Origin of the sequence: Primorskyibacter sedentarius, from assembly GCF_004342065.1 — a bacterium.
GTDB lineage: Bacteria > Pseudomonadota > Alphaproteobacteria > Rhodobacterales > Rhodobacteraceae > Primorskyibacter > Primorskyibacter sedentarius.
The window spans coordinates 81,486-101,945 of the sequence record NZ_SLZU01000011.1 but is presented as its reverse complement, the minus strand read 5'-3'; the positions used below and the strand labels follow the sequence as shown (position 1 = coordinate 101,945).

Genomic DNA, 20,460 nt, shown 5'->3' with positions numbered 1-20,460 from the left:
GGTAATCCATGCTTACATTCATCCTGAAACGACTGGGATTGGCGCTGCTTGTCGCCTTTACCGTCAGCTTCATCAGCTTTTCGCTGCTATTTCTGTCAGGTGATCCGGCGGCCGCTTTGGCCGGGGAAACCGCCAGCGGAGAAGACGTGGAGGCGCTGCGCCGGTTGTACGGGTTCGACCGGCCCATGCTCGTGCAGTATGGCGAATGGCTGTTCTCGGCCCTGCGCGGGGATTTCGGCGAGAGCTATTATTTCAAACTTCCGGTCGCCAGCCTGATCGCCGACCGTTTGCAGATAACGATGACGCTGGGGGTTTGCGGCATTGTGTTTGCGCTGGTGACGGCGGTGCCGCTTGGCGTGGTTGCAGCGATCCGCCCGAATTCGCTCATCGACCGGGTGGCATTGTTCCTGTCCGTCGCGGGCCAGGCCATGCCGTCCTTCTGGTTCGGCTTGATCCTGATCGTCGTCTTCGCCATCCAACTCGGCTGGCTGCCACCGTCGGGTGCGGCCAGTTGGAAGCATTTCATCATGCCCACCATCGTTCTTGGGTATTACGCCATGCCGGCGATCATGCGCCTGACGCGGGCCGGCATGCTTGATGTGCTGAATTCGGACTTCATCCGCACCGCGCGGGCGAAAGGCGCGGGCGAAACCCGTGTGCTGTTCAAACATGCCCTGCGCAACGCGATCATCCCCGTTGTCAGCCTTGCCGCCGTCCAGATGGGTTTCATGCTGGGCGGTTCCATCGTGGTGGAAAGCGTCTTTGCACTGCACGGGGCGGGCTATCTTGCCTGGGAAAGCATCGCGCGCAACGACCTGCCAACGGTGCAGGCGCTGATCCTTGTCTTTTCGATGTTCTACATCGTCTTCACCTTCATTGCCGACGTGCTCAACGCCTGGCTTGACCCCAGAATGCGGAGCGCCTGAGATGACCGACGCCGCCGATCCACTCGCTCGCGAAATCAGGGGACCGTCTCCGCAACAAATGCTGAAATCCCGCGCGCTGTCGCATAAGGGGCTGATTTTCGGCATGAGCGTGGTGGTGCTGCTGGTGCTGGTTGCGCTTCTCGCGCCGGTGCTTGCACCGCATGATCCCTACGAGCAAAGCCTGATGACACGGATGGTGCCCCCGGTTTTCATGGGCGGGACTTGGGAACACCCGTTGGGCACCGACCACCTTGGCCGGGATTACCTGTCGCGGCTGATCTACGGCGCGCGCGTGTCGCTGATGATCGGGGCCATCGCCGCGCTGATCTCGGGCGTCATCGGGACCGCCATGGGTGTCGCGGCAGGCTATTTCGGCGGCAAGGTCGACGCCTTCGTGATGTTCCTTATCAACGTGCGCCTCGCGATGCCGGTTGTGCTGGTGGCGCTGGCCGTGGTCGCGATCCTTGGCGGGTCGCTGACAGTGGTGATCTGCGTGCTGGGCCTTCTGCTTTGGGACAGGTTTGCCGTCGTGATGCGCGCCTCGACCCTTCAGATCAGCCGCAGGGATTATATCGCCGCCGCGCAGGTGATCGGGGCGTCGACCCCGCGCATCCTGCTGACAGAGATTATGCCGAATGTCGTCAATAACCTGATCGTTATCGTGACCCTCGAAATGGCGCATGCCATCCTGCTGGAAGCGGCGCTGAGCTTTCTTGGCCTAGGGGTTCAACCGCCGACGCCCTCATGGGGGCTGATGGTGTCCGAAGGCAAGAACATGATGCTGTTCGAGCCTTGGTTGGTGCTGATCCCCGGTGTCGTGCTGTTCGTGCTGGTGCTGGCGATCAATCTCATGGGGGACGGTCTGCGCGACGTGACCGCCCCGGAAGGCCGGAGCTGAGCGATGTCTGAAACCCTGTTATCCGTCAAGAACCTGACGCTCGACATTCCGACTGGCAGCGGCACCCTGCATGCGGTGCGGGGCATCGACTTTGACGTCAGGCGCGGCGAGACCCTGTCCATTGTTGGCGAAAGCGGGTCCGGCAAATCGCTGACTTCGCTTGCGGTGATGGGCCTGTTGGGCAAGACGATCAAACGGTCAGCCGATGAGATCCGCTTCGCTGATATTGATCTGTTGAAGGCCAGAAAACGGGTGATGCGTGACCTGCGCGGAAACCGCATCGCCATGATCTTCCAAGAGCCGATGACCTCGCTCAACCCCGCTTACACGATCGGGGATCAGTTGACCGAAGCCCTGCTGTTGCACCGCAAGGTCAGCCGGGCCGCAGCACTGGCCCGCGCGGTGGAGCTGCTGGAAAAGGTCGGGATCACCGCCGCTGCAAGCCGCCTGTCGCAATATCCTCACCAGCTGTCGGGCGGGTTGCGGCAACGGGTGATGATTGCGATGGCGCTGATGTGCGAACCCGATCTGCTGATCGCGGACGAGCCGACCACCGCGCTGGACGTGACCATTCAGGCGCAAATCCTGCGGCTTCTGGTCGACCTTACCACCGAAATGAACATGGCGATGATCCTGATCACCCATGATCTGGGCGTGGTGGCCCGCGTCGCGGACAAAGTCGCGGTGATGTATGCAGGCGAACTGGTTGAAACCGGCCCGGCGACAGAGGTGTTCGCGGCCCCGAGCCACCCCTATACCCGCGGCCTTTTGCGCTGCATTCCACAACCGGGCAAGACGGCCCGCGGCGCGGCGCTTGGCACCATTGCGGGCATTGTTCCGTCATTGGTGGGCGAGGTTACCGGCTGCGCGTTCCGCACGCGTTGTGCCCATGCGATCCCCGCCTGTCGTGATCCGATCCCGCAGCGAGGCGACGCCAGCCATGCGTTCCGCTGCGTCTTTGCCGATGGGGCCCTGTCCGAAGAAGGAAAGGTGGCATGAGCAATATCCTGACCCTTGATCATGTCCAGAAGACCTACAGCGTCAAACAGGGTCTGTTTGGCAAGCGCAAGCCGCTGAGGGCGGTCAATGACGTCACCCTGTCGATGCGCAAGGGCGAGGTTCTGGGTCTGGTCGGCGAATCTGGTTGCGGTAAATCCACGCTCGCCAAGCTGTTGCTGGGTCTGGAAAAACCGACCGCCGGCGATGTGCTTGTCGAAGGCCGCAAGATGCAGGATCTTGATCGTCGCTCCCTTGCCGGTAGGCTCCAGCCGATCTTTCAGGATCCGTATTCCTCGCTCAATCCGCGAAAATCCATCTACGATCTGATCTCGCTGCCCTTGCGTGTGCACCGCATCGGCGATGCGGCCAGCCAGCGCAAGGCGGTGGAAGAGGTGTTGGATGTGGTGGGCCTGCCCGCGCGGGTCATCAACACCTATCCCAGCCAGATGTCGGGCGGTCAGCGCCAGCGCGTGGCCATTGCCCGTGCGCTCGTGATGCGCCCGGAGATTGTGATCTGCGATGAGCCGACCTCGGCGCTGGATGTATCGGTGCAAAGCCAGATTCTGAACCTTCTGGGCGATTTGCGCCGGGATTTCGGTCTGACCTACCTGTTCATTTCGCATGATTTGGCAGTGGTCGAACATCTCGCAACGCGCGTGGCAGTGATGTATCTGGGTCGGATCGTCGAAGAAGCCCCCGTGGCCGACCTGTTCGAACGCCCCCGTCATCCTTACACCCGGGCTTTGCTAAGCTCTGTGCTGACGCCGGACCCCACGCAGGGTGTGCCGGAAACCGCACTTGGCACCGCCTATCCCAACCCGATCGATCCGCCCTCGGGCTGTGCCTTCCACCCGCGCTGCCCCTTTGCGACTGCGCATTGTGCAGCACAGGCACCGCGACCATTGCAGACTGATGCAGGTCTGGTGGAATGCCATCTGCATGATCCCGAAAGCCCGATCTACGCGGAAGACGCCGCATGAGCGCATTGTCCAGAACGCAAGAGGTTCGCAAGCATGTGATCGAAACGCCGGGCGGGGTGGTTGCGGCGCAGCACCGGCAGGCTGCCGAGGCCGGGGCCGAGGTATTGCGCGCAGGCGGCGACGCGGTGGATGCGGCGGTGGCCGCCTCCTTTGTCATCGGCGTGCTGGAACCGTGGATGAGCGGCCCGGCAGGCGGTGGTGGCGCGGTTCATTGGCGCGCGGACACGGGCGAGGCCGTGGCGATCAATTTCGGCATGCGCTCGCCCAAAGGGCTGAACATTGCGGATTACCCGCTGTCCGGCGAAGGCAAGGCCGACGATCTCTTTCCATGGGAACGGGTGGTGGAGGACCGCAATGTGCAAGGGGCCAGCGCGATCGCCGTGCCGGGCACCGTGGACGGGGTCGGCCGAGCGCATGCGCGTTGGGGCCGGCTGCCGTGGCGGGATCTGCTGGCACCCGCCATCGCCCATGCCCGCAAGGGCATGTTGGTTGACTGGTATGCGGCACTTCTTATCGCCTCGGTCGCGCGCAACCTCGCGCAAGATCCAGACGCCGCGGCCCTCTTTCTGGATGACGGGATCTGGCCTAAAGGCTCCGGGTGGACGGCGATCCCGGACAACCGGCTGGATCAGAGCGCCATGGCTGACACGCTGGAGGTGCTGGCCAAAGACGGGGCGCAGGCGTTTTACAAAGGCGATATCGCGCAGGCGCTTGCTGGCGACGTTCAGGCCAAGGGCGGCTGCCTGTCGACCGATGACCTCGCCGGGTATCGCGCCTGGATGGGGGGCGCTCGGCCCGTTTCTTACCGCGATGCCATGTTCCACGTGCTGCCCGGGCTGACGGCCGGCCCGACCTTTGCCCGCGTGCTGGAGCTGCTGTCAGAGGTGGACCTGTCCACCCCCGTGCAGGCCTATCCCGCCTACGCCCGCGCGCTTGAGACTGCCTATACCGAGCGGTTGGGCACCATGGGCGATACCGGGGAGACCCCCGAAGCGCCCGGATGCACCACGCATTTTTCGATTGTCGACCGCGCGGGCAACATGGTGTCCCATACGCAGACCTTGCTGTCGATCTTTGGCAGCCGGGTAGTGTCTCCGTCCACCGGGTTGCTGATGAATAACGGGATCATGTGGTTCGACCCGGAACCGGGAAAGCCGAACTCACTTGCGCCGGACAAATCCTGCCTGATGAATATCTGCCCGGTCATCGGCAGCCAGGGCGCGCGCAGCTTTGCGCTGGGGGCCTCTGGCGGGCGCAAGATCGTCTCAGCCGTGTCGCAGCTGTCCTCTTTCATCTGTGACAGCGGCATGGATATCGGGGCGGCACTGCACGCGCCGCGCATCGATGTATCGGGGGGCAAAGGCAGCGTCGCCGACGAAACCCTGCCGCCCGAGGTTCTGTCAGCAATTGAAGCGGTCATGCCGGTTCAAACCACCAAACGGACCGTGATGCCCTATGCCTTTGCCTGCCCCGCCGGGGTCATGCGTGATGGCGCGGTGAACACCGGATGCACCGAAATCATGTCACCCTGGGGTGACGCAGCCCTTGAAGAGATCCAATGACCCGCAACACCGCCATTGCCAAAGCAACCGAGTATTTCGAGACGGGCCGCTTTCAATCCGATCTCTCACATCTTGTCTCTTACCGAAGCGAAAGCCAGAACCCCGCGCAAGAAGCCCGAAGCGAGGCGCGGCGCTACCTGACCGAGGCGATGAAGCCCCGGCTTGAGGCGATGGGATTTGTCTGTGACATCATCGAGAACCCCGATCCCAAGGGTGGACCCCTGCTGCTGGGCGAGAGAGCCGAGGGCAGCGATCTGCCAACGATCCTGACCTATGGGCATGGCGATACCGTTCTGGGCCAGGAGGGCATGTGGCGCGACGGGCTGCACCCGTGGGAGATTACCGAGGACGGGGACCGGCTTTATGGGCGTGGCACGGCGGATAACAAAAGCCAGCATCTGATCAATATTGCGGCGCTTGAATCCGTGCTGGCGACGCGTGGCAGCCTCGGCTTCAACACGCGCATTGTTCTGGAAATGAGCGAAGAGGTGGGTTCTGTCGGCCTGCCCGAGGTTTTCCGAACCCATAAGGACAGGCTCGTGGCTGATGTCCTGATCGCTTCGGACGGGCCGCGCCTGCAGCAGGACGTTCCGACCATGTTCATGGGCTCGCGCGGGGGCACGACCTTCGACCTGCTAATCGAAACCCACGAAGGCGCGCATCACTCCGGCAACTGGGGCGGATTGCTGGCCGATCCGGCCATCATTCTGGCTCACGCGCTTGCCTGCATCACGGATGTCCGTGGCGAGATCAAGGTGCCTGAATGGCGCCCCGACAGTCTGACCGACACTGTGCGCGCCGCGTTGCGCGACCTGCCGGTGGCGGGCGGCGACGGACCGGCTGTTGACCCGAACTGGGGAGAGGAAAGCCTCACGCCGGCAGAGCGCGCCTTTGGCTGGAACAGCTTTTCCGTTCTGGCCATGGTCTCTGGCGTGCCCGAAGCGCCGGTCAATGCGATTTCCGGATGGGCGCGGGCAACCTGCCAATTGCGCTACGTGGTTGGCACCGACCCGGCCGAGGTAGTGCCCGCCTTGCGCCGCCACCTCGATTCACACGGCTTTGACCGCGTGCAGATACGCCCGCATGATCGCGGCTTTTTTGCGGCGACGCGGCTTGATCCCGACCACCCTTGGGCGCGGTTCATTTCTGCCTCGATCCGCGAGACGTCGGGCAATTTGCACGTCCTGCCAAATCTGGCCGGTTCCTTACCCAATGACAGCTTCACCGACATTCTCGGGCTTCCCACGATCTGGATTCCGCATTCCTATCGCGGCTGTTCACAACACGCCCCCAATGAACATGTCTTGAAGCCCCTGTGCCGAGATGCGCTCCGTGTCATGGCGGGCGTTTTCTGGGACATTGGCGAAAAGACGCCCCCGGGTCGGTAGCGGCCCCATCCGGTCACCATGGGGCAGGACAGCGAGTACCGCGGCACCGGATGTCAGGGAGGCTTTAGCGGGCGTGTCCCGCAAGGCAGGGGAGCCGTAGAAAAGTACGCGGTCCCTGCCATAACCGTTCGCGTATTCTTTGAATTCGCTGCGGATGAGCATTTCGGGTCGACGTCGATCAGATGACGGAGGGTGGCACAGTCATCCATACGAACGCGGATATTGTTCGGTCGCTTGATGTTTTCTTATATCGAACCAATGTGCCGCTCGGTATCGTCGGCACCGCCTCACTCTAAGGGCGATGAAGTCATTATCGGACATTTCTGCATGTGACAGGGCGCGGGCACCGGGAGCGGGTCGATTGGCGTGGGCACCGGGAGCGGGTCGATTGGCGTGGGCCTCGGAGGGCGGGGCGCAGGGGGCGGCAATGGCGGATTCAACGTCGCAGCGGCGGTTAGCGTTGCAGGCACCGGGGCAGGCGGCGCGGCCGTGGGCCTGGGTGGCGCGGCCGGTACCGGTGGTACCTCAAGCACGGTGGCGTCAAACCTGACCGGAGACTTCGTGACGGATGGCGTTTCATCTTCGGGCGCGGTCATCCAGTCCTTGGGCGGCGGCGGTGGCAATGGCGGCATGAATATCTCGGCCACGATCACCGCGGTGGGTAGCGGCTCTGGTGGTGCCGCTGTTGGCATCGGCGGGAGCGGCGGTGCTGGCGGCAATGCCGGTGATGTGACCAGCATATTGACCGGGAATGTGACAACTCGGCAGGAACAATCCACCGGTGTTTTGGTGCAATCGGCTGGCGGCGGCGGCGGCGATGGCCGGACCGTTGTCAGTACGATCCGAACCGCGACGGACGCGCCCGGCATTTACACAACCGGCGTGGAAAGCATTGGTGCGTTGGCGCAGTCTGTCGGTGGCGGTGGCGGCGGCGGTGCAGGCGGCACCAACGTATCGGGAACCGTCAGCCTGAGCGGGCAAAACGGCGCTGCGATCTCGCTCGGCCTGGGCGGTTTCGGCGCAGCTGGCGGAGAGTCCGGCGACGTGACCATGGATGTCGCGGGCGACGTTATGACATCGGGCGATCAGGCTACGGGGTTGGTGGCGCAATCCATCGCCGGTGGTGGCGGATAGGGCGGCACCAACGTTTCGGGGTCGCTTTCCCTGACCAAGCCGGGCGGATCGAACACCATCCTGTCGATTGCTGCGGGCGTCGGCGGGTTCGGCGGCGACGGCGGCAATGCCGGTGCGATTGATTTCGACTATTCCGGTGACCTGCAAGCCGTGCCGCTGACCAATGTCGGTGGCACTGCGCAAATCGACCAGAACAAAGGCTCTGACGGGATCATCGCACAATCGGTGGGTGGCGGCGGCGGCAATGGTGGCGTGAATGTCACGGCCGGCATCTCCATCGCCAGCTTGCCCAGTGCCGGGCAGACCAACAACAACAATTCCGGCGCGGTGCTGGTTGGGGTTGGCGGATTTGGCGGCACCGGCGGGAACGCTGGTAGCGTGGAGGTCGATATCGCTGCGGGCAGCACGATCCGGGCGCATGGGACTGGAAAATCCGGCGTGATCGCCCAATCGCTGGGCGGTGGCGGCGGCAATGGCGGACTGAACGTGTCGGGCGGTATCGTTTCCGACAGCTCTTTGATTGTGGGCGTCGGCGGGCTGGGCGGCAATGCGGGCACTGCCGAGGATGTCACAGTGACTGCACGGGCCGACATCACTGTGACAACCGACCCCGAGGATATCGAGACCCCGACCGATTCCGATTTTGAGACCAAGCTACGCGAGGTGCTGAGCGATCAGGTTGTCGATCTGGCGAGCAATCAGCTTGATAGTTTCGGTCTCCGTGATCTTTTCGTCGATCTGGGCCTGTTCAACGAGGACAAGCCGGACACTGACGGCTCTGCGGGGTTGTTGGCGCAGTCCATCGGCGGCGGCGGCGGCAATGGCGGCCTGAATGTGTCGGGACAGTTGAACTACCAGGCGTCGGAAAACGGCAACGGCCAGACGGATCTGAGCATCGTCGCAGGTCTGGGTGGTCATGGCGGCACCGGCGCGGACGCAGGGGATGTTTCAGTCACGTCGACAGGCGATATCACCACACAAGGCTATGCTTCGCGCGGTATTTTTGCGCAGTCGATAGGCGGCGGCGGGACCGGCGGCATTAACGTAACTGCGGTTGGCACGCAGAACAGCTCTCCCATCGGGATCGGCGTGGGCGGCTTTGGCGCCAATGGCGGCAATGCGGGTAATGTGACCGTAGCGCGCGGGACCGCGACGCTTGCCGCGGGCCAGATCCGGACGGACGGGATCGGCGCAGTCGGGCTCGAGGCGTCCTCCATCGGCGGCGGCGGCGGCAATGCCGGGGTTAATGCGGTTCTGGGTGTGACGCGCACAACCGGCGCGCAAAGCGATGGCGGATCCGCCGGGGATCGGCGCACGCCGGTCAATGCTGGCGTCGATGCGTCGGTGATTACGAATTTCAACGCGGTTCTGGACGAGCTTGAGGGGAATAATTCAACACCGGCGGCGGGCGGCGGCACGCAGACCAACGCGGTGGCGATTGCCATAGGTGGTGGCGCAGGCAGTGCCGGCATGGCGGGGCGGTGGATGTGGACCACTTCGGCACCATCACCACGCTGAAGAACCAGAGCCATGGGATCCTTGGTCAATCGGTTGGTGGCGGCGGCGGCAACGCGGCGTTCAACCTGGCGTTCATGTACCATTTGGGGCAGGCGGACAACAATCGGGCTGTCGGCCTTGCTGTCGGCGGGGGCACCGGGGCAGGGGGCAGCGGTGGCATCGTGGATGTGGCCAGCACCGGAGATATCTTTACCGCCGGCGATGACAGCCACGGCGTCTTTGCCCAATCCGTGGGCGGTGGCGGCGGCAATGCTGGCTACGACATGCTGGTCAACAGCGCCGATGGCGGATCGGCCAACATCACCATTGGACGGCGCGGCGGCACGGGTGGGACCGGTGGCAATGTCACGGCCAGCACCTCTGGCGATGTGCGGACACAGGGCGTGCGGTCGCACGGGCTGTTCGCGCAATCGATCGGAAATGGCGGCGGCAATTCCAGCTCTACATCTGTCAGCCTGTCCACGCCCAAGGAAGAAGACGACAAGGGCACCAGCCTGTCACTGGCAGTCGGCCTTGAAGGCGGAGAGGGCGGATTGGCGGGCGACGTGGTCGCCACCGCGGCCGGGTCCATCGGCACGATGGGCGAAGAGGCGCATGGCGTCTTTGCCCAATCTGTTGGCGGCGGCGGCGGCAATGCCGGGTCGGCCAGCGGCGGCGCTGGCGAGGGGACCTCGATTTCCGTGGCACTGGGCGGCACCGGCGGCACCGGTGGTACCGGCGGGTCTGTTTCCGTCACGAGCACAGCGATGATCGGCACTGTGTCAGACCGGGCCATCGGTATCTTTGCTCAGTCGGTCGGCGGTGGCGGCGGCGATGCGCAATATGTCCGCAATATCCTTGTCGGACCTGATGCCGATGGTGCCACCCGCGCCTCGTTGTTGATCGGGGGCACGGGCGGTACAGGTGCCGCGGCGGGCGATGTCGAGGTCGCCAATGCCGATACCGGGCGGATCATCACCACCGGTGATGCGGCACACGGCATCCTGGCGCAGTCCGTGGGCGGTGGAGGCGGCACTGGGGGCGACGTGTCCAATGTCTCGCTCAGCCGGTCGACCGCTGGTGCGGGCAGTACAAGCCGGACCTTGCAGATCGGCATTGGCGGCAGCGGCGGCGACGGCGGTACCGGCGGCGAGGTTGTGGTGACAAATGACGGCTTTATTCAGACCGGCGGCGCAGAGGCGCATGGCATCATCGCGCAATCCGTGGGCGGCGGTGGCGGCAATGGCGGGCAGACGATCCAGGGCAGCTATACATTGGCCTCGGGCGACGCCACGACGCCCTCTGCAGCATTCAGCCTTGGTGGCAGTGGCGGATCCGGCAATGCAGGTGGCACGGTCGATGTCAGCAATGACGGCGACATCCTTGTGCAAGGCGCATCCTCCTATGGTGTGTTGGCGCAATCGGTTGGCGGCGGAGGCGGTAATGGCGGTCTGTCTATCGCGGTAGCTGGCACGAAACTGGTAGAGCAAGCGACTGGAAAGGCGTTCAACTCCATTGCAATTGGCGGGGCCGGCGGGGACGCGGCTGACGGCGGCGACGTCACGGTCACGCATAGTGGCACCATTCAGGCCGATGGCGACGACGCCTATGGCATCTTGGCACAATCGGTAGGCGGCGCAGGCGGCAATGCCGGGATTTCGGTTGGCGCACCGCTGGTCTCGGCACTGGATTACGGCTTTTCGACGCTGCTTGGCGCGCGCTCTGGCACCAATGGCACGGGCGGCACCGTGGTGGTGAACGCCACCGGTGACATCATCATGAACGGTGCCAATTCCGAAGCCGTTCTGAGCCAGGCGATCAATGGTGGCGGTGGCAATGTCGATGTGTTTTCGGTCTTTTCCGAAAACCTGCCGACTGGCCCCGAAGCTGCGCAAGGCACCACGATTCTGGGCAAGCTGGGTCTGGGCGGAGACGATGTGGATGGGTCTGAGGCGGCAGATGTCAGCCAGACTCACACCGGCAATGTCGTGACCATACAAGCGAACTCGACCGGCGCGCTGACGCAATCCATCGGCGGCGGCGGCGGCACGGCTTTGTCGAGGGTAGAGGCGAACGATCAGACAGATCTGACGCTGGAGGCGGTGCTGGGCGCGGTGAATACCGACAACGCATCAGGTGGCAATATCACCTCGCAGCGCACCGGCAACGTGATGACGCAGGGGGCATTCTCCTCTGCTGGGCTGACGCAATCTATCGGTGGCGGCGGTGGGCGGCTGACGCTGTTGTCGGATATAGACGGTGGCACAACCAAAACCGCATCTGTGGTGATGGGGGCCGATCCCAGCTTTGACAACCACGGCGGCGCTGTCAGCCTGACCCTGAACGGCGACACGCAGACGGCGGGTGATTTCGCCCATGGCCAGGTCGTGCAATCCATCGGCGCAGGTGGCGGCGAAACGCTGATCAGCGGAATGAGCAGCGTCGACGTGACCACGGGGGCTCAGGATGGGTCCACCGGGGATGGCGGCACGCTGGATGTGGTCAATGATGGGGATATGACCACGGCCGGGCGCAGAGCGCATGGGTTCGTCTTGCAATCCATTGGCGGCGGCGGTGGTCTGACCACGACCGATCTTGACGCAGGCAGTGTATCGGTCACGACTTCGGGCAATAATGGCGGGGATGGTGGGGCGCTGAGCTTTGCCAATACCGGCAATGTCATGACGATGGGCGATGAAGCTGTGGCGCTTCTGGCCCAAAGCCTTGGCGGCGGCGGCGGTGTCGTGGATCAAGTCTTTCGTGGATCGGCTGGTGGCACGGGTACCGGCGGTGCCATCACCATGACGCAATCGGGCAACGTAATTGCCGTTGGCAACGACGCCATAGCTGTTTTGGCGCAATCGGCAGGGGGCGCAGGCACGGGCGGTGCAATGCAGCTCAGCTTTGCCAACGTGGTGCTGGGTGGGGCAGGTGCCAGCGGTGCTGGCATCCGGCTCGACGGTGGTGCGGCGAACACGCTCACCCTGTCGGAGCAGAGCTTCCTTGCATCCCTGAATGACGAACTGATCCAAAGCGGCATCGGGTCCGAGGCTGTATCGCTTGCGGGCGGCGGCTTTGGCAATTTCGATCTTGGCGGTGGCACCAACAGTTTCACGCTTGAGGCGGCGGGCAGCTTCACAGCGCTGGACCGCATGCTGGCGGGCGTGGGCGGTCAGGTGACCATTGACGGCGCGCTGGATCTTGGCGGGGTCCTGACGTTTCCGGCAACGATCACGCCGAGTGTCACGGCTGCGGACTTCACCGTGGCGGGCAATGTCAATCAGACAACGACGCTGACCGGGTCGCTGGGCTTCGGGGCCACGGCAACCTACACGGCGGATGTCTACTTTGTGCAGCAGGATGGATCCGGCCGGCGTGAGGGCGATCTGATCAATGCGTCAGAGAACGCCGCGATGGGCGGTACGCTGGTGCCAGTGCTGAACACGCTGGAACAGGCGCGGCCTTATGTGCTGGTGGATGCAGGCGGAAACACCGCTGACAACGGCACGACGATTCAGGACACGGTTGTGCTGGACTATGAAATCGGCCTGAACGGATCGACCGGCGATGGCAGCACCATCGACCTGACGGTCACACCCGGTTTCGCGACGCCAACGATGAACCGCAACCAGGCTGCCGTTGGCGACTATATCGATGATGTTCTGAATGGTGCAGGGTCGCAGCCCATGGGCAGGCTCTTCGCGCTGATCGGCAATGCGGCGACGGAGGCCGAGGTCGTCGATGTAATCGATCGGATGACGGTCGAGGATTACGCGGCTACCCAAGTCGAAGCGTTCGGGTCCGCGCTGCGCTTTGCAGATGATCTGCGGACCTGTTCCAGTCACGGCAGTGCCAAGGTTCTGACGAAAGATGGGTGCATCTGGATGGGATTGTCCGTTTCGACCTCTCACCGCGATGCGAGCTTCGAATACAGATCCTTCGACGCAAAGTCGAACGCGCTGCAATTTGGGCGACAGTTTGATATGCAAAACGGTGTGAAATTCGGCGTCGCCATCGAACGTGACGACGTGGCGATGACGAACGGCCCACGTTTTTCGGCTGATGGTGAACGCTTCCAGCTTGGCGCGTCGCTGGAACAGACCGTGGATAACTGGGTATTGTTCGGCGGCCTGTCGGGCGGCAAGACGGACTACAAGGCGCACCGGCAGATCGGGATCAACGGCGCGTTCGGCGACGGCACCACCATCGCCTCTGGCAACGCCAAGGCCAACCAGACGGTTCAGCACCTGAACCTGCGGTTCGGTGCAGAGTATCGCCACCAGCCGATGGATCAGATCTGGTATATCCAACCCGGTCTCGCGCTTGATGTGACACGGTTACGGAGCAAGGCATTCAAGGAACGCGGCACCGACCTTGGATCGGAGCTTAAGGACACCAGCCAGGTGCTTTATACGCTGACGCCATCGTTGGAATTGGGCGTTGATACCGACTATGATGCCTCCACCGGGATCAAGGCGTTTCTGCGCGCCGAGGCGCTGTTCTCGTCCGAAAATGACATCTATATCGATGCCGGTCTTCCGGGGGCCTCCTCCGCCGATGGCAGTTTCCGCGACTACAGCGGCATTGACGACCGCCGCGGAAGACTGTCGGTTGGCATGACGGTGTTCGAGAAGAATGACAGTGCCTTCATGGATGTCGATTTCAGCCGCGAATTCGGTAAGAATTCCGTCGTGCAATCGGGCGGCATCAAATTCGGACTGCGTTTCTAAGGATAGAATTCACAAATGAAAAAACGACTGATCGGATTATTCTTCTGCGCCGCCACCATGGCATCGGCTCAGGCGCCGCTCTGGCTGGTGTCGTGCAACAACCAGAACGATCCCGCGCGTTTGATGTGCGAAGTGGCGCAAAGCATTGTCCTGAGCGAAGGCAATCAGCGCGTGGCAACTGCGGCCTTTGTCAAACCGGCCGGTGATGCGGAGCATACGGCGGTGTTTACCCTGCCTGTGGGGCTTTATCTGCCCGCCGGTCTGAAATTGTCCGTCGACGATCAGGATCTGGGCGAATTGGCGTTTCAATCCTGTGATGCGCAGGGCTGTTACGCCACCGGCGCGGCGGGCGAAACCTGGCCAGTAACGATGGCCGAAGGCGAAGAACTCAAGATCACGATCCAGCGGCAAGATCGGCAAACGGTCAATTTCTCCTTCCCGCTAGAAGGGTTCCGCGAGAGTATCGACATCATGCCCTGAACGGGACGGGCAAGTGCCGATCGAGGTGCATAAGAAGCTTCACTCCAGTCCTCGCCTGACGCGGTTGTTTCGATCAGCGGGGTGATGGACCGGCCCGCAGACGTGACGCATGGTTGCCGGTGATGTCTGTCTATTCCAAGGACTTCACCAGCCAGAGCACTGTGATTGGCGAGAAAACAACCACCATCAAACGCGCCAGATCCGCGATGAAGAAAGCGTTGACGCCCTCGTAGATCCGTATGATGCCAACGTCTTGCAACATAGAGAGGATGAAGATGACTTTCACCCAGATAAGGGCGTAATCAGGCTGATCTTAATCGCGACCTCCACGATAATGCCGTACCAGACCAGTTGCTGGTTGGGTCAATTGGCAGCGCGAGCCCGGCAATGAGGGGGATAGCGATCGGCGGGATGAGAAATTTCATCGCCGTGCCGTCGATGATCAGGCGCAATAGCACCTGACGGCACAGGATCGCCATAACGGTCCCTCAGGAACCAATGCAGAGACCGCTCACAATGCTCGGGAAGTCCTGCGGTTCGCCCGCGTTGTAAACGAATTGGTCAAGCACCAGAGCACCGAAGCCGACGCAGAAAAGATGCTTTGGATGATCCCTGCCGTGAGCAGCTTTGCCATATTCACCTCGGCCAGAAGACCCTGATGGTCGGGGTGCTGGGGGGATGAGGATGCCGATGTTGCCTGTGGCAGCACCGGTGCCGACCGAGAAGACATCGATGTACTTGTAGCGCCGCATCGCCGGGATCGCCACTATGGCCGTGGCGGTGGGGATGGAATAACAAGGGATTGCCGAAAAGCCCCTACAGGCCGCGATCATCGACAATGCCAAGCCGAGGCGCACGTGACCCAGCCATCTGGAAGCGATAAAAAGCGTTGGCAAGGTAATCGGTGATGGCTTGTTGCCCGGCACTACGATTGACCGGTGGACACTGCCAAACAGTTCAAGGTGGCGGCCCAAACGACCACCGCGGCGCGTGCGACGGGCCAGGATATGCAGGAACTGGGGCAGGTGCCTGACCCGGCGCCACATTTGGACAGGTTCTTCCAGCGCACCGTTTAGGTTTTCAACGCTGATCCCTCTACGCCAGACGTGCGCGAGAGGCACTTTGGCCCCTCCTTCCTCTTGTGCATTTCGACGCGAAGGTAGAGGCAATCGCGTTGACAAATGATGGCCGCTTGGCCTCGCATCCTATGTCTGGACGGATGATATCCAGCGTGCGGTCGCGCTGGAACGAGGCAGGCTGTGCTTTCGCCAATGCCACGTCCGCACTTGTCTGGCGGCCGCGAAGTTGGGCAGTGTCTTCAGCGTGGCGTCTTCGGGAAGAGCCGCCGGGGTCCTTTGCGCGCTGCGCTCGATTTCTTTCTGTGCGAACGTCAGCCGTGCAACAGGAAAGCCTGAACTCTGCCCCCAGCTTTCGAATTCGTTAGCAAATGGGGTTGCCGCCCTTGACCTCTCATCGTCACTTCCCTATCAGACCCCATCGGCACAGCCCCGGATTCGTCCGGGGCTATGTCTTTGTCTGTAAGGATATCACTAACCGGGCACCTACGGGGGCCTATATCTTGGCCCGCAAGGGCCCAAACATAGCGGGGCGAATAGCCCTGCATTGCTAAACGGAAGACAGAAAGCATGGCACTCAAGTCGTATAAGCCGACGACGCCGGGCCAGCGCGGGCTGGTGCTGATCGACCGTTCGGAGCTCTGGAAAGGACGCCCCGTCAAATCCCTCACCGAGGGTCTGACGAAATCGGGCGGCCGGAACAACACCGGACGTATCACATCACGCAGGCGTGGTGGTGGGGCAAAGCGCCTCTACCGGATCGTGGACTTCAAACGGAATAAACTCGACGTGGCGGCAACCGTTGAGCGGATCGAATATGACCCGAACCGGACCGCCTTTATCGCTCTCGTCAAATATGACGATGGCGAGCAAGCCTACGTACTTGCCCCCCAGCGTCTGGCTGTCGGTGACAAGATCGTCGCAGGCGCCAAGGTCGACATCAAGCCCGGCAACGCAATGCCGTTCTCGGGCATGCCGATCGGGACAATTGTCCACAACATCGAACTGAAGCCCGGCAAGGGTGGTCAGATCGCGCGTGCAGCTGGCACCTATGCCCAGTTTGTTGGTCGTGATGGTGGCTACGCTCAGATCCGCCTGTCTTCGGGCGAGCTGCGCTTGGTGCGTCAGGAATGCATGGCCACCGTCGGTGCCGTGTCGAACCCCGACAACTCCAACCAGAACTACGGTAAAGCAGGCCGCATGCGTCACAAGGGCATCCGCCCCTCTGTTCGCGGTGTTGTCATGAACCCGATCGATCACCCTCATGGTGGTGGTGAAGGCCGTACATCCGGTGGTCGTCACCCGGTTACCCCATGGGGCAAACCGACCAAAGGTGCCAAGACCCGTAACAAGAACAAGGCATCGCAGCAGCTGATCATCCGCTCGCGGCACGCCAAGAAGAAAGGGCGCTAATACATGACACGCTCTGTCTGGAAAGGCCCCTTCGTTGATGCCTATGTGCTCAAGAAGGCCGAAGCTTCCCGTGAGTCGGGTCGCAATGAAGTTATCAAAATCTGGTCGCGCCGCTCGACGATCCTGCCCCAGTTCGTGGGTCTGACGTTTGGCGTCTACAATGGCCGCAAGCATATCCCGGTGAACGTCTCCGAGGATATGATCGGTCAGAAGTTCGGTGAATATTCGCCGACCCGTACCTATTACGGGCATGCGGCTGACAAAAAAGCGAAGCGGAAATAAGCCATGAGCAAGGATAAGAATCCCCGCCGCGTGGCTGATAACGAAGCAATGGCAAAACTGCGCATGCTTCGCACAAGCCCGCAAAAGCTGAACCTGGTCGCTGCGATGATCCGCGGCAAGAAAGTGGAAAAGGCTCTGACTGATCTCACTTTCTCGAACAAGCGGATCGCTGTTGACGTGAAGAAATGCCTTCAGTCCGCAATCGCCAACGCCGAGAACAATCACAATCTGGATGTTGACGAGCTGATCGTCGCCGAGGCCTATGTCGGCAAGAACCTGACCATGAAACGCGGGCGTCCCCGTGCACGTGGCCGGTTCGGCAAGATCATCAAGCCGTTCAGCGAGCTGACCATCAAGGTCCGCCAGGTCGAGGAGCAAGCCTAATGGGTAATAAAACCAACCCGATCGGTATGCGTCTTCAGGTCAACCGTACCTGGGACAGCCGCTGGTACGCTGACACCAAAGACTATGGTGATCTGCTGCTGGAAGATATCGCCATCCGCGAATTCATCTTCAAGGAATGCAAGCAGGCAGGTGTGTCGCGCGTCATCATCGAGCGTCCGCACAAGAAATGCCGTGTGACCGTTCATACTGCGCGCCCGGGCGTGATCATCGGCAAAAAAGGCGCCGATATCGAAACCCTGCGCAAGAAGATCGCGGCAATGACCGACTCCGAGCTGCACCTCAACATCGTTGAAGTGCGCAAGCCCGAGCTGGACGCCCGTCTTGTTGGCGAGTCCATCTCGCAGCAGCTGGAACGTCGTGTATCCTTCCGTCGCGCCATGAAGCGTGCCGTTCAGAACGCGATGCGCATGGGCGCCCTGGGTATTCGGGTGAACGTCGCTGGTCGTCTGGGTGGTGCCGAGATCGCCCGTACCGAGTGGTATCGCGAGGGCCGTGTGCCCCTGCATACCCTTCGTGCAGACATCGATTACGCCAATGTCGAGGCCGAAACGGCTTATGGCATCATCGGAATCAAGGTCTGGATATTCAAAGGCGAGATCATGGAGCACGATCCCCAGGCACGTGACCGCAAGGCACAAGAAGTGCAGGACGGCCCGGCCCCTCGTGGTGCCGGCGGCGGCCGCCGCTAAGGAGAATTTGAGATGCTTCAACCGAAACGCACTAAATTCCGCAAGCAGTTCAAAGGCCGCATCGCCGGTCTTGCCAAAGGCGGCAGTGATCTGAACTTCGGCACCTATGGCCTCAAGGCCACTCAGCCCGAGCGTGTGACAGCGCGTCAAATCGAGGCGGCTCGCCGCGCGATGACGCGTCACATGAAGCGTCAGGGCCGTGTCTGGATCCGGATCTTCCCGGATGTGCCCGTGACCTCCAAGCCCACCGAAGTTCGTATGGGTAAAGGTAAGGGTTCGGTCGACTTCTGGGCCTGCAAGGTCAAGCCTGGCCGCGTGATGTTCGAGATCGACGGTGTCGACGAGGACATCGCTCGCGAGGCTCTGCGTCTTGCCGCGATGAAACTGCCGATCAAAACCCGCGTCGTCGTTCGCGAGGATTGGTAAGCAAAGGGCGAAAGCCCGTTGCGATTGATTTGACCCCCGGCGCGTAAGCGGCGGGGGTTTTCGTTTGCGCGCAGACATTTCGATCTGGCTGGACCCGCCCTGGACTTGATCCGGGTCCTTTCACTTGCCGGACCCGGACGCGAGGCCCCGGATCAAGTCCGGGGCGGGGGCCTGCAATTGTCCACTCGCGTCCTATGGCGACTCGCGCTACATAGCGGTCATGTCACAGATACGCTCGCTCTTCGCCACCCGCCTGTACCGCGCTGCCTTGTCAGAGCATGCGCCCGCAATCGACGCCGACGAAATGGCCGCGTCCTGCTACTCGATTGCCGAGGATGATGAGGCGGGTCAGGACTGGTGCGAGCAGAACGGCTATCCAGGATACACGTCTTATGCATCCCTGACCGATCTGCCATGGCGGTTTCCGATTTTTGGCGACCTGGTGAAATCGCTGGATGTCCATGTCGCGGCCTTTGCCGAAGATCTGGAGTTTGATTTGGGCGACAGGTCGCTTGTGCTGGAGGATATCTGGATCAACATCCTGCCCGAAGGTGGCACCCATTCCAGCCATATCCACCCGCATTCGGTGATCTCCGGCACCACCTATGTGGCCATGCCGGATGGGGCATCGGCGCTGAAACTCGAAGATCCGCGCCTGCCGATGATGATGGCCGCGCCGACACGCCGCAAGGATTGCCGCGAGGAGCTGCGACCCTTCATCTACGAGACGCCAAAGGTCGGGGATGTGCTCTTGTGGGAAAGCTGGCTACGGCACGAGGTCCCGATGAACATGTCCGAAGAAGAGCGGATCTCCGTCAGTTTCAATTACAAATGGGATTGACCCGTTCGCGGCCCCTTGGCGATTTGCGGGGCGGGGCTGAACGGGTAGGGGGCTTGTGAGACGACGCAGCCATCCTGAACGCGGCGCCATGTCAGCACATTCAACGACATTGCACAGCGCGCCAGAAAGCTTTTTCCACCCACGGTCAGGCAGGCAATTTCTCCCAGCGGGACTTCCTGTCCATCGCGATTGATACAGGCGCAGGTTGACGCAGCCTCATCGGAGTGAACCGGCAAGGCTGCAAATGCCAGAAGAAATGTCAGCATCACGCGCATGCCGCATTATAGCTCAACCCGGCGGCTGTCCAAAGAACTACCTTGAAGGGCGTCGGCTTGGCGCAGGAATGTGCATGTTTTTCGGGCGAAATCGCGCCTCATGGGCTTTCGCGTGGAAAGAGTGTTGCCTTTCGAAGGAATCGCGCGTATGGGGGCTGCTCATCCACGGACTCCACCGGATTGAGGGTGACCCTGTATGCACGCAGGCAGGGGCCTACCGGTGATGTTGCAACAAAGGAGAGGCGCATGAACGCCCACGAACTCCGTGACAAGACCCCGGACGAACTCCGGGAACAGCTTGTCCAGCTCAAGAAGGAGGCCTTCAACCTCCGCTTTCAGGCCGCGACAGGCCAGATGGAAAACACCGCACGCATGCGCCAGGTGCGCCGTGACGTTGCACGCGTGAAAACCGTGCTGAACCAGAAAGCCGCGCAAGCGGCTGCAGAATAAGGACACCTG

General features: G+C 61.9%; 19 protein-coding genes. 17 read left to right on the top strand and 2 right to left on the bottom strand.

Annotation, left to right across the window (positions count from 1 at the left end; genetic code table 11):
• Positions 1-8 precede the first annotated feature (8 nt).
• The 10 genes from EDD52_RS15090 to EDD52_RS15045 all read left to right on the top strand — a co-directional run bounded on the left by EDD52_RS15090 (position 9) and on the right by EDD52_RS15045 (position 14,594).
• Entirely contained in the window at positions 9-926 is a 918-nt protein-coding gene (locus EDD52_RS15090) for an ABC transporter permease (protein ID WP_132246431.1), read from the top strand.
• Between the two features lies 1 nt (position 927).
• Positions 928-1,824 carry an ABC transporter permease gene (locus tag EDD52_RS15085; RefSeq protein WP_132246429.1) on the top strand — a complete coding sequence of 299 codons (897 nt, stop codon included), beginning with the start codon at positions 928-930 and terminating at the stop codon, positions 1,822-1,824.
• Positions 1,825-1,827: 3 nt separating this feature from the next.
• Positions 1,828-2,823, top strand: coding sequence for an ABC transporter ATP-binding protein (locus EDD52_RS15080; RefSeq protein WP_132246427.1), 996 nt, complete (start codon positions 1,828-1,830; stop codon positions 2,821-2,823).
• The gene (locus EDD52_RS15075; RefSeq protein WP_132246425.1) at positions 2,820-3,803 is read left to right on the top strand and encodes an ABC transporter ATP-binding protein; all 984 of its coding nucleotides are present in this window, start codon (positions 2,820-2,822) and stop codon (positions 3,801-3,803) included. Before EDD52_RS15080 ends, EDD52_RS15075 begins: the two co-directional genes overlap by 4 nt.
• Positions 3,800-5,365, top strand: coding sequence for a gamma-glutamyltransferase (locus EDD52_RS15070; protein WP_132246423.1), 1,566 nt, complete (start codon positions 3,800-3,802; stop codon positions 5,363-5,365). The genes EDD52_RS15075 and EDD52_RS15070 overlap by 4 nt, the downstream gene beginning before the upstream one ends.
• Positions 5,362-6,753, top strand: a complete 1,392-nt coding sequence (locus tag EDD52_RS15065; RefSeq protein WP_132246421.1) for a M20 family metallopeptidase — start codon at positions 5,362-5,364, stop codon at positions 6,751-6,753. Before EDD52_RS15070 ends, EDD52_RS15065 begins: the two co-directional genes overlap by 4 nt.
• A 366-nt stretch (positions 6,754-7,119) precedes the next feature.
• Complete coding sequence (locus EDD52_RS15060; RefSeq protein ID WP_132246419.1) at positions 7,120-7,887, top strand: hypothetical protein; 768 nt, start codon at positions 7,120-7,122, stop codon at positions 7,885-7,887.
• A 150-nt stretch (positions 7,888-8,037) separates the two neighbouring features.
• A complete protein-coding gene (locus EDD52_RS15055) occupies positions 8,038-9,405 on the top strand; it encodes a hypothetical protein (protein WP_132246417.1) in 1,368 nt (455 codons plus the stop codon).
• A complete protein-coding gene (locus EDD52_RS15050) occupies positions 9,375-14,114 on the top strand; it encodes an autotransporter outer membrane beta-barrel domain-containing protein (RefSeq protein ID WP_132246415.1) in 4,740 nt (1,579 codons plus the stop codon). The genes EDD52_RS15055 and EDD52_RS15050 overlap by 31 nt, the downstream gene beginning before the upstream one ends.
• Before the next feature lie 15 nt (positions 14,115-14,129).
• The gene (locus EDD52_RS15045) at positions 14,130-14,594 is read left to right on the top strand and encodes an invasion associated locus B family protein (protein ID WP_132246413.1); all 465 of its coding nucleotides are present in this window, start codon (positions 14,130-14,132) and stop codon (positions 14,592-14,594) included.
• Between the two features lie 488 nt (positions 14,595-15,082).
• Here EDD52_RS15045 and EDD52_RS15040 read toward each other — a convergent pair whose 3' ends face one another.
• Complete coding sequence (locus EDD52_RS15040; RefSeq protein ID WP_132246411.1) at positions 15,083-15,715, bottom strand: TRAP transporter large permease subunit; 633 nt, start codon at positions 15,713-15,715, stop codon at positions 15,083-15,085.
• A gap of 525 nt (positions 15,716-16,240) precedes the next feature.
• On the opposite strand from EDD52_RS15040, the gene rplB reads away from it, so the two are divergent.
• The 6 genes from rplB (at position 16,241) to EDD52_RS15010 (ending at position 19,726) form a co-directional block, all read left to right on the top strand.
• Positions 16,241-17,083: a 50S ribosomal protein L2 gene (rplB, locus tag EDD52_RS15035; RefSeq protein WP_132246409.1), complete on the top strand. Its 843-nt coding sequence runs from the start codon at positions 16,241-16,243 to the stop codon at positions 17,081-17,083.
• Positions 17,084-17,086: 3 nt separating this feature from the next.
• Complete coding sequence (gene rpsS / locus EDD52_RS15030) at positions 17,087-17,365, top strand: 30S ribosomal protein S19 (protein ID WP_132246407.1); 279 nt, start codon at positions 17,087-17,089, stop codon at positions 17,363-17,365.
• Between the two features lie 3 nt (positions 17,366-17,368).
• A complete protein-coding gene (gene rplV, locus EDD52_RS15025) occupies positions 17,369-17,749 on the top strand; it encodes a 50S ribosomal protein L22 (RefSeq protein WP_132246405.1) in 381 nt (126 codons plus the stop codon).
• Positions 17,749-18,459 carry a 30S ribosomal protein S3 gene (gene rpsC / locus EDD52_RS15020; RefSeq protein ID WP_132246403.1) on the top strand — a complete coding sequence of 237 codons (711 nt, stop codon included), beginning with the start codon at positions 17,749-17,751 and terminating at the stop codon, positions 18,457-18,459. The genes rplV and rpsC overlap by 1 nt, the downstream gene beginning before the upstream one ends.
• 12 nt (positions 18,460-18,471) lie before the next feature.
• A complete protein-coding gene (gene rplP / locus EDD52_RS15015; protein ID WP_132246401.1) occupies positions 18,472-18,885 on the top strand; it encodes a 50S ribosomal protein L16 in 414 nt (137 codons plus the stop codon).
• A 220-nt stretch (positions 18,886-19,105) separates the two neighbouring features.
• Positions 19,106-19,726, top strand: coding sequence for a 2OG-Fe(II) oxygenase family protein (locus EDD52_RS15010; protein WP_132246399.1), 621 nt, complete (start codon positions 19,106-19,108; stop codon positions 19,724-19,726).
• On the opposite strand, the gene EDD52_RS15005 is transcribed toward EDD52_RS15010, so the two are convergent.
• A complete protein-coding gene (locus EDD52_RS15005; RefSeq protein WP_207906036.1) occupies positions 19,711-19,992 on the bottom strand; it encodes a hypothetical protein in 282 nt (93 codons plus the stop codon). The two genes, EDD52_RS15010 and EDD52_RS15005, sit on opposite strands and share 16 nt — an antisense overlap.
• Before the next feature lie 255 nt (positions 19,993-20,247).
• Between EDD52_RS15005 and rpmC the strand changes: the two genes are divergently transcribed.
• Positions 20,248-20,451, top strand: a complete 204-nt coding sequence (rpmC, locus tag EDD52_RS15000) for a 50S ribosomal protein L29 (RefSeq protein ID WP_132246397.1) — start codon at positions 20,248-20,250, stop codon at positions 20,449-20,451.
• The last annotated feature ends 9 nt before the right edge of the window (positions 20,452-20,460 follow it).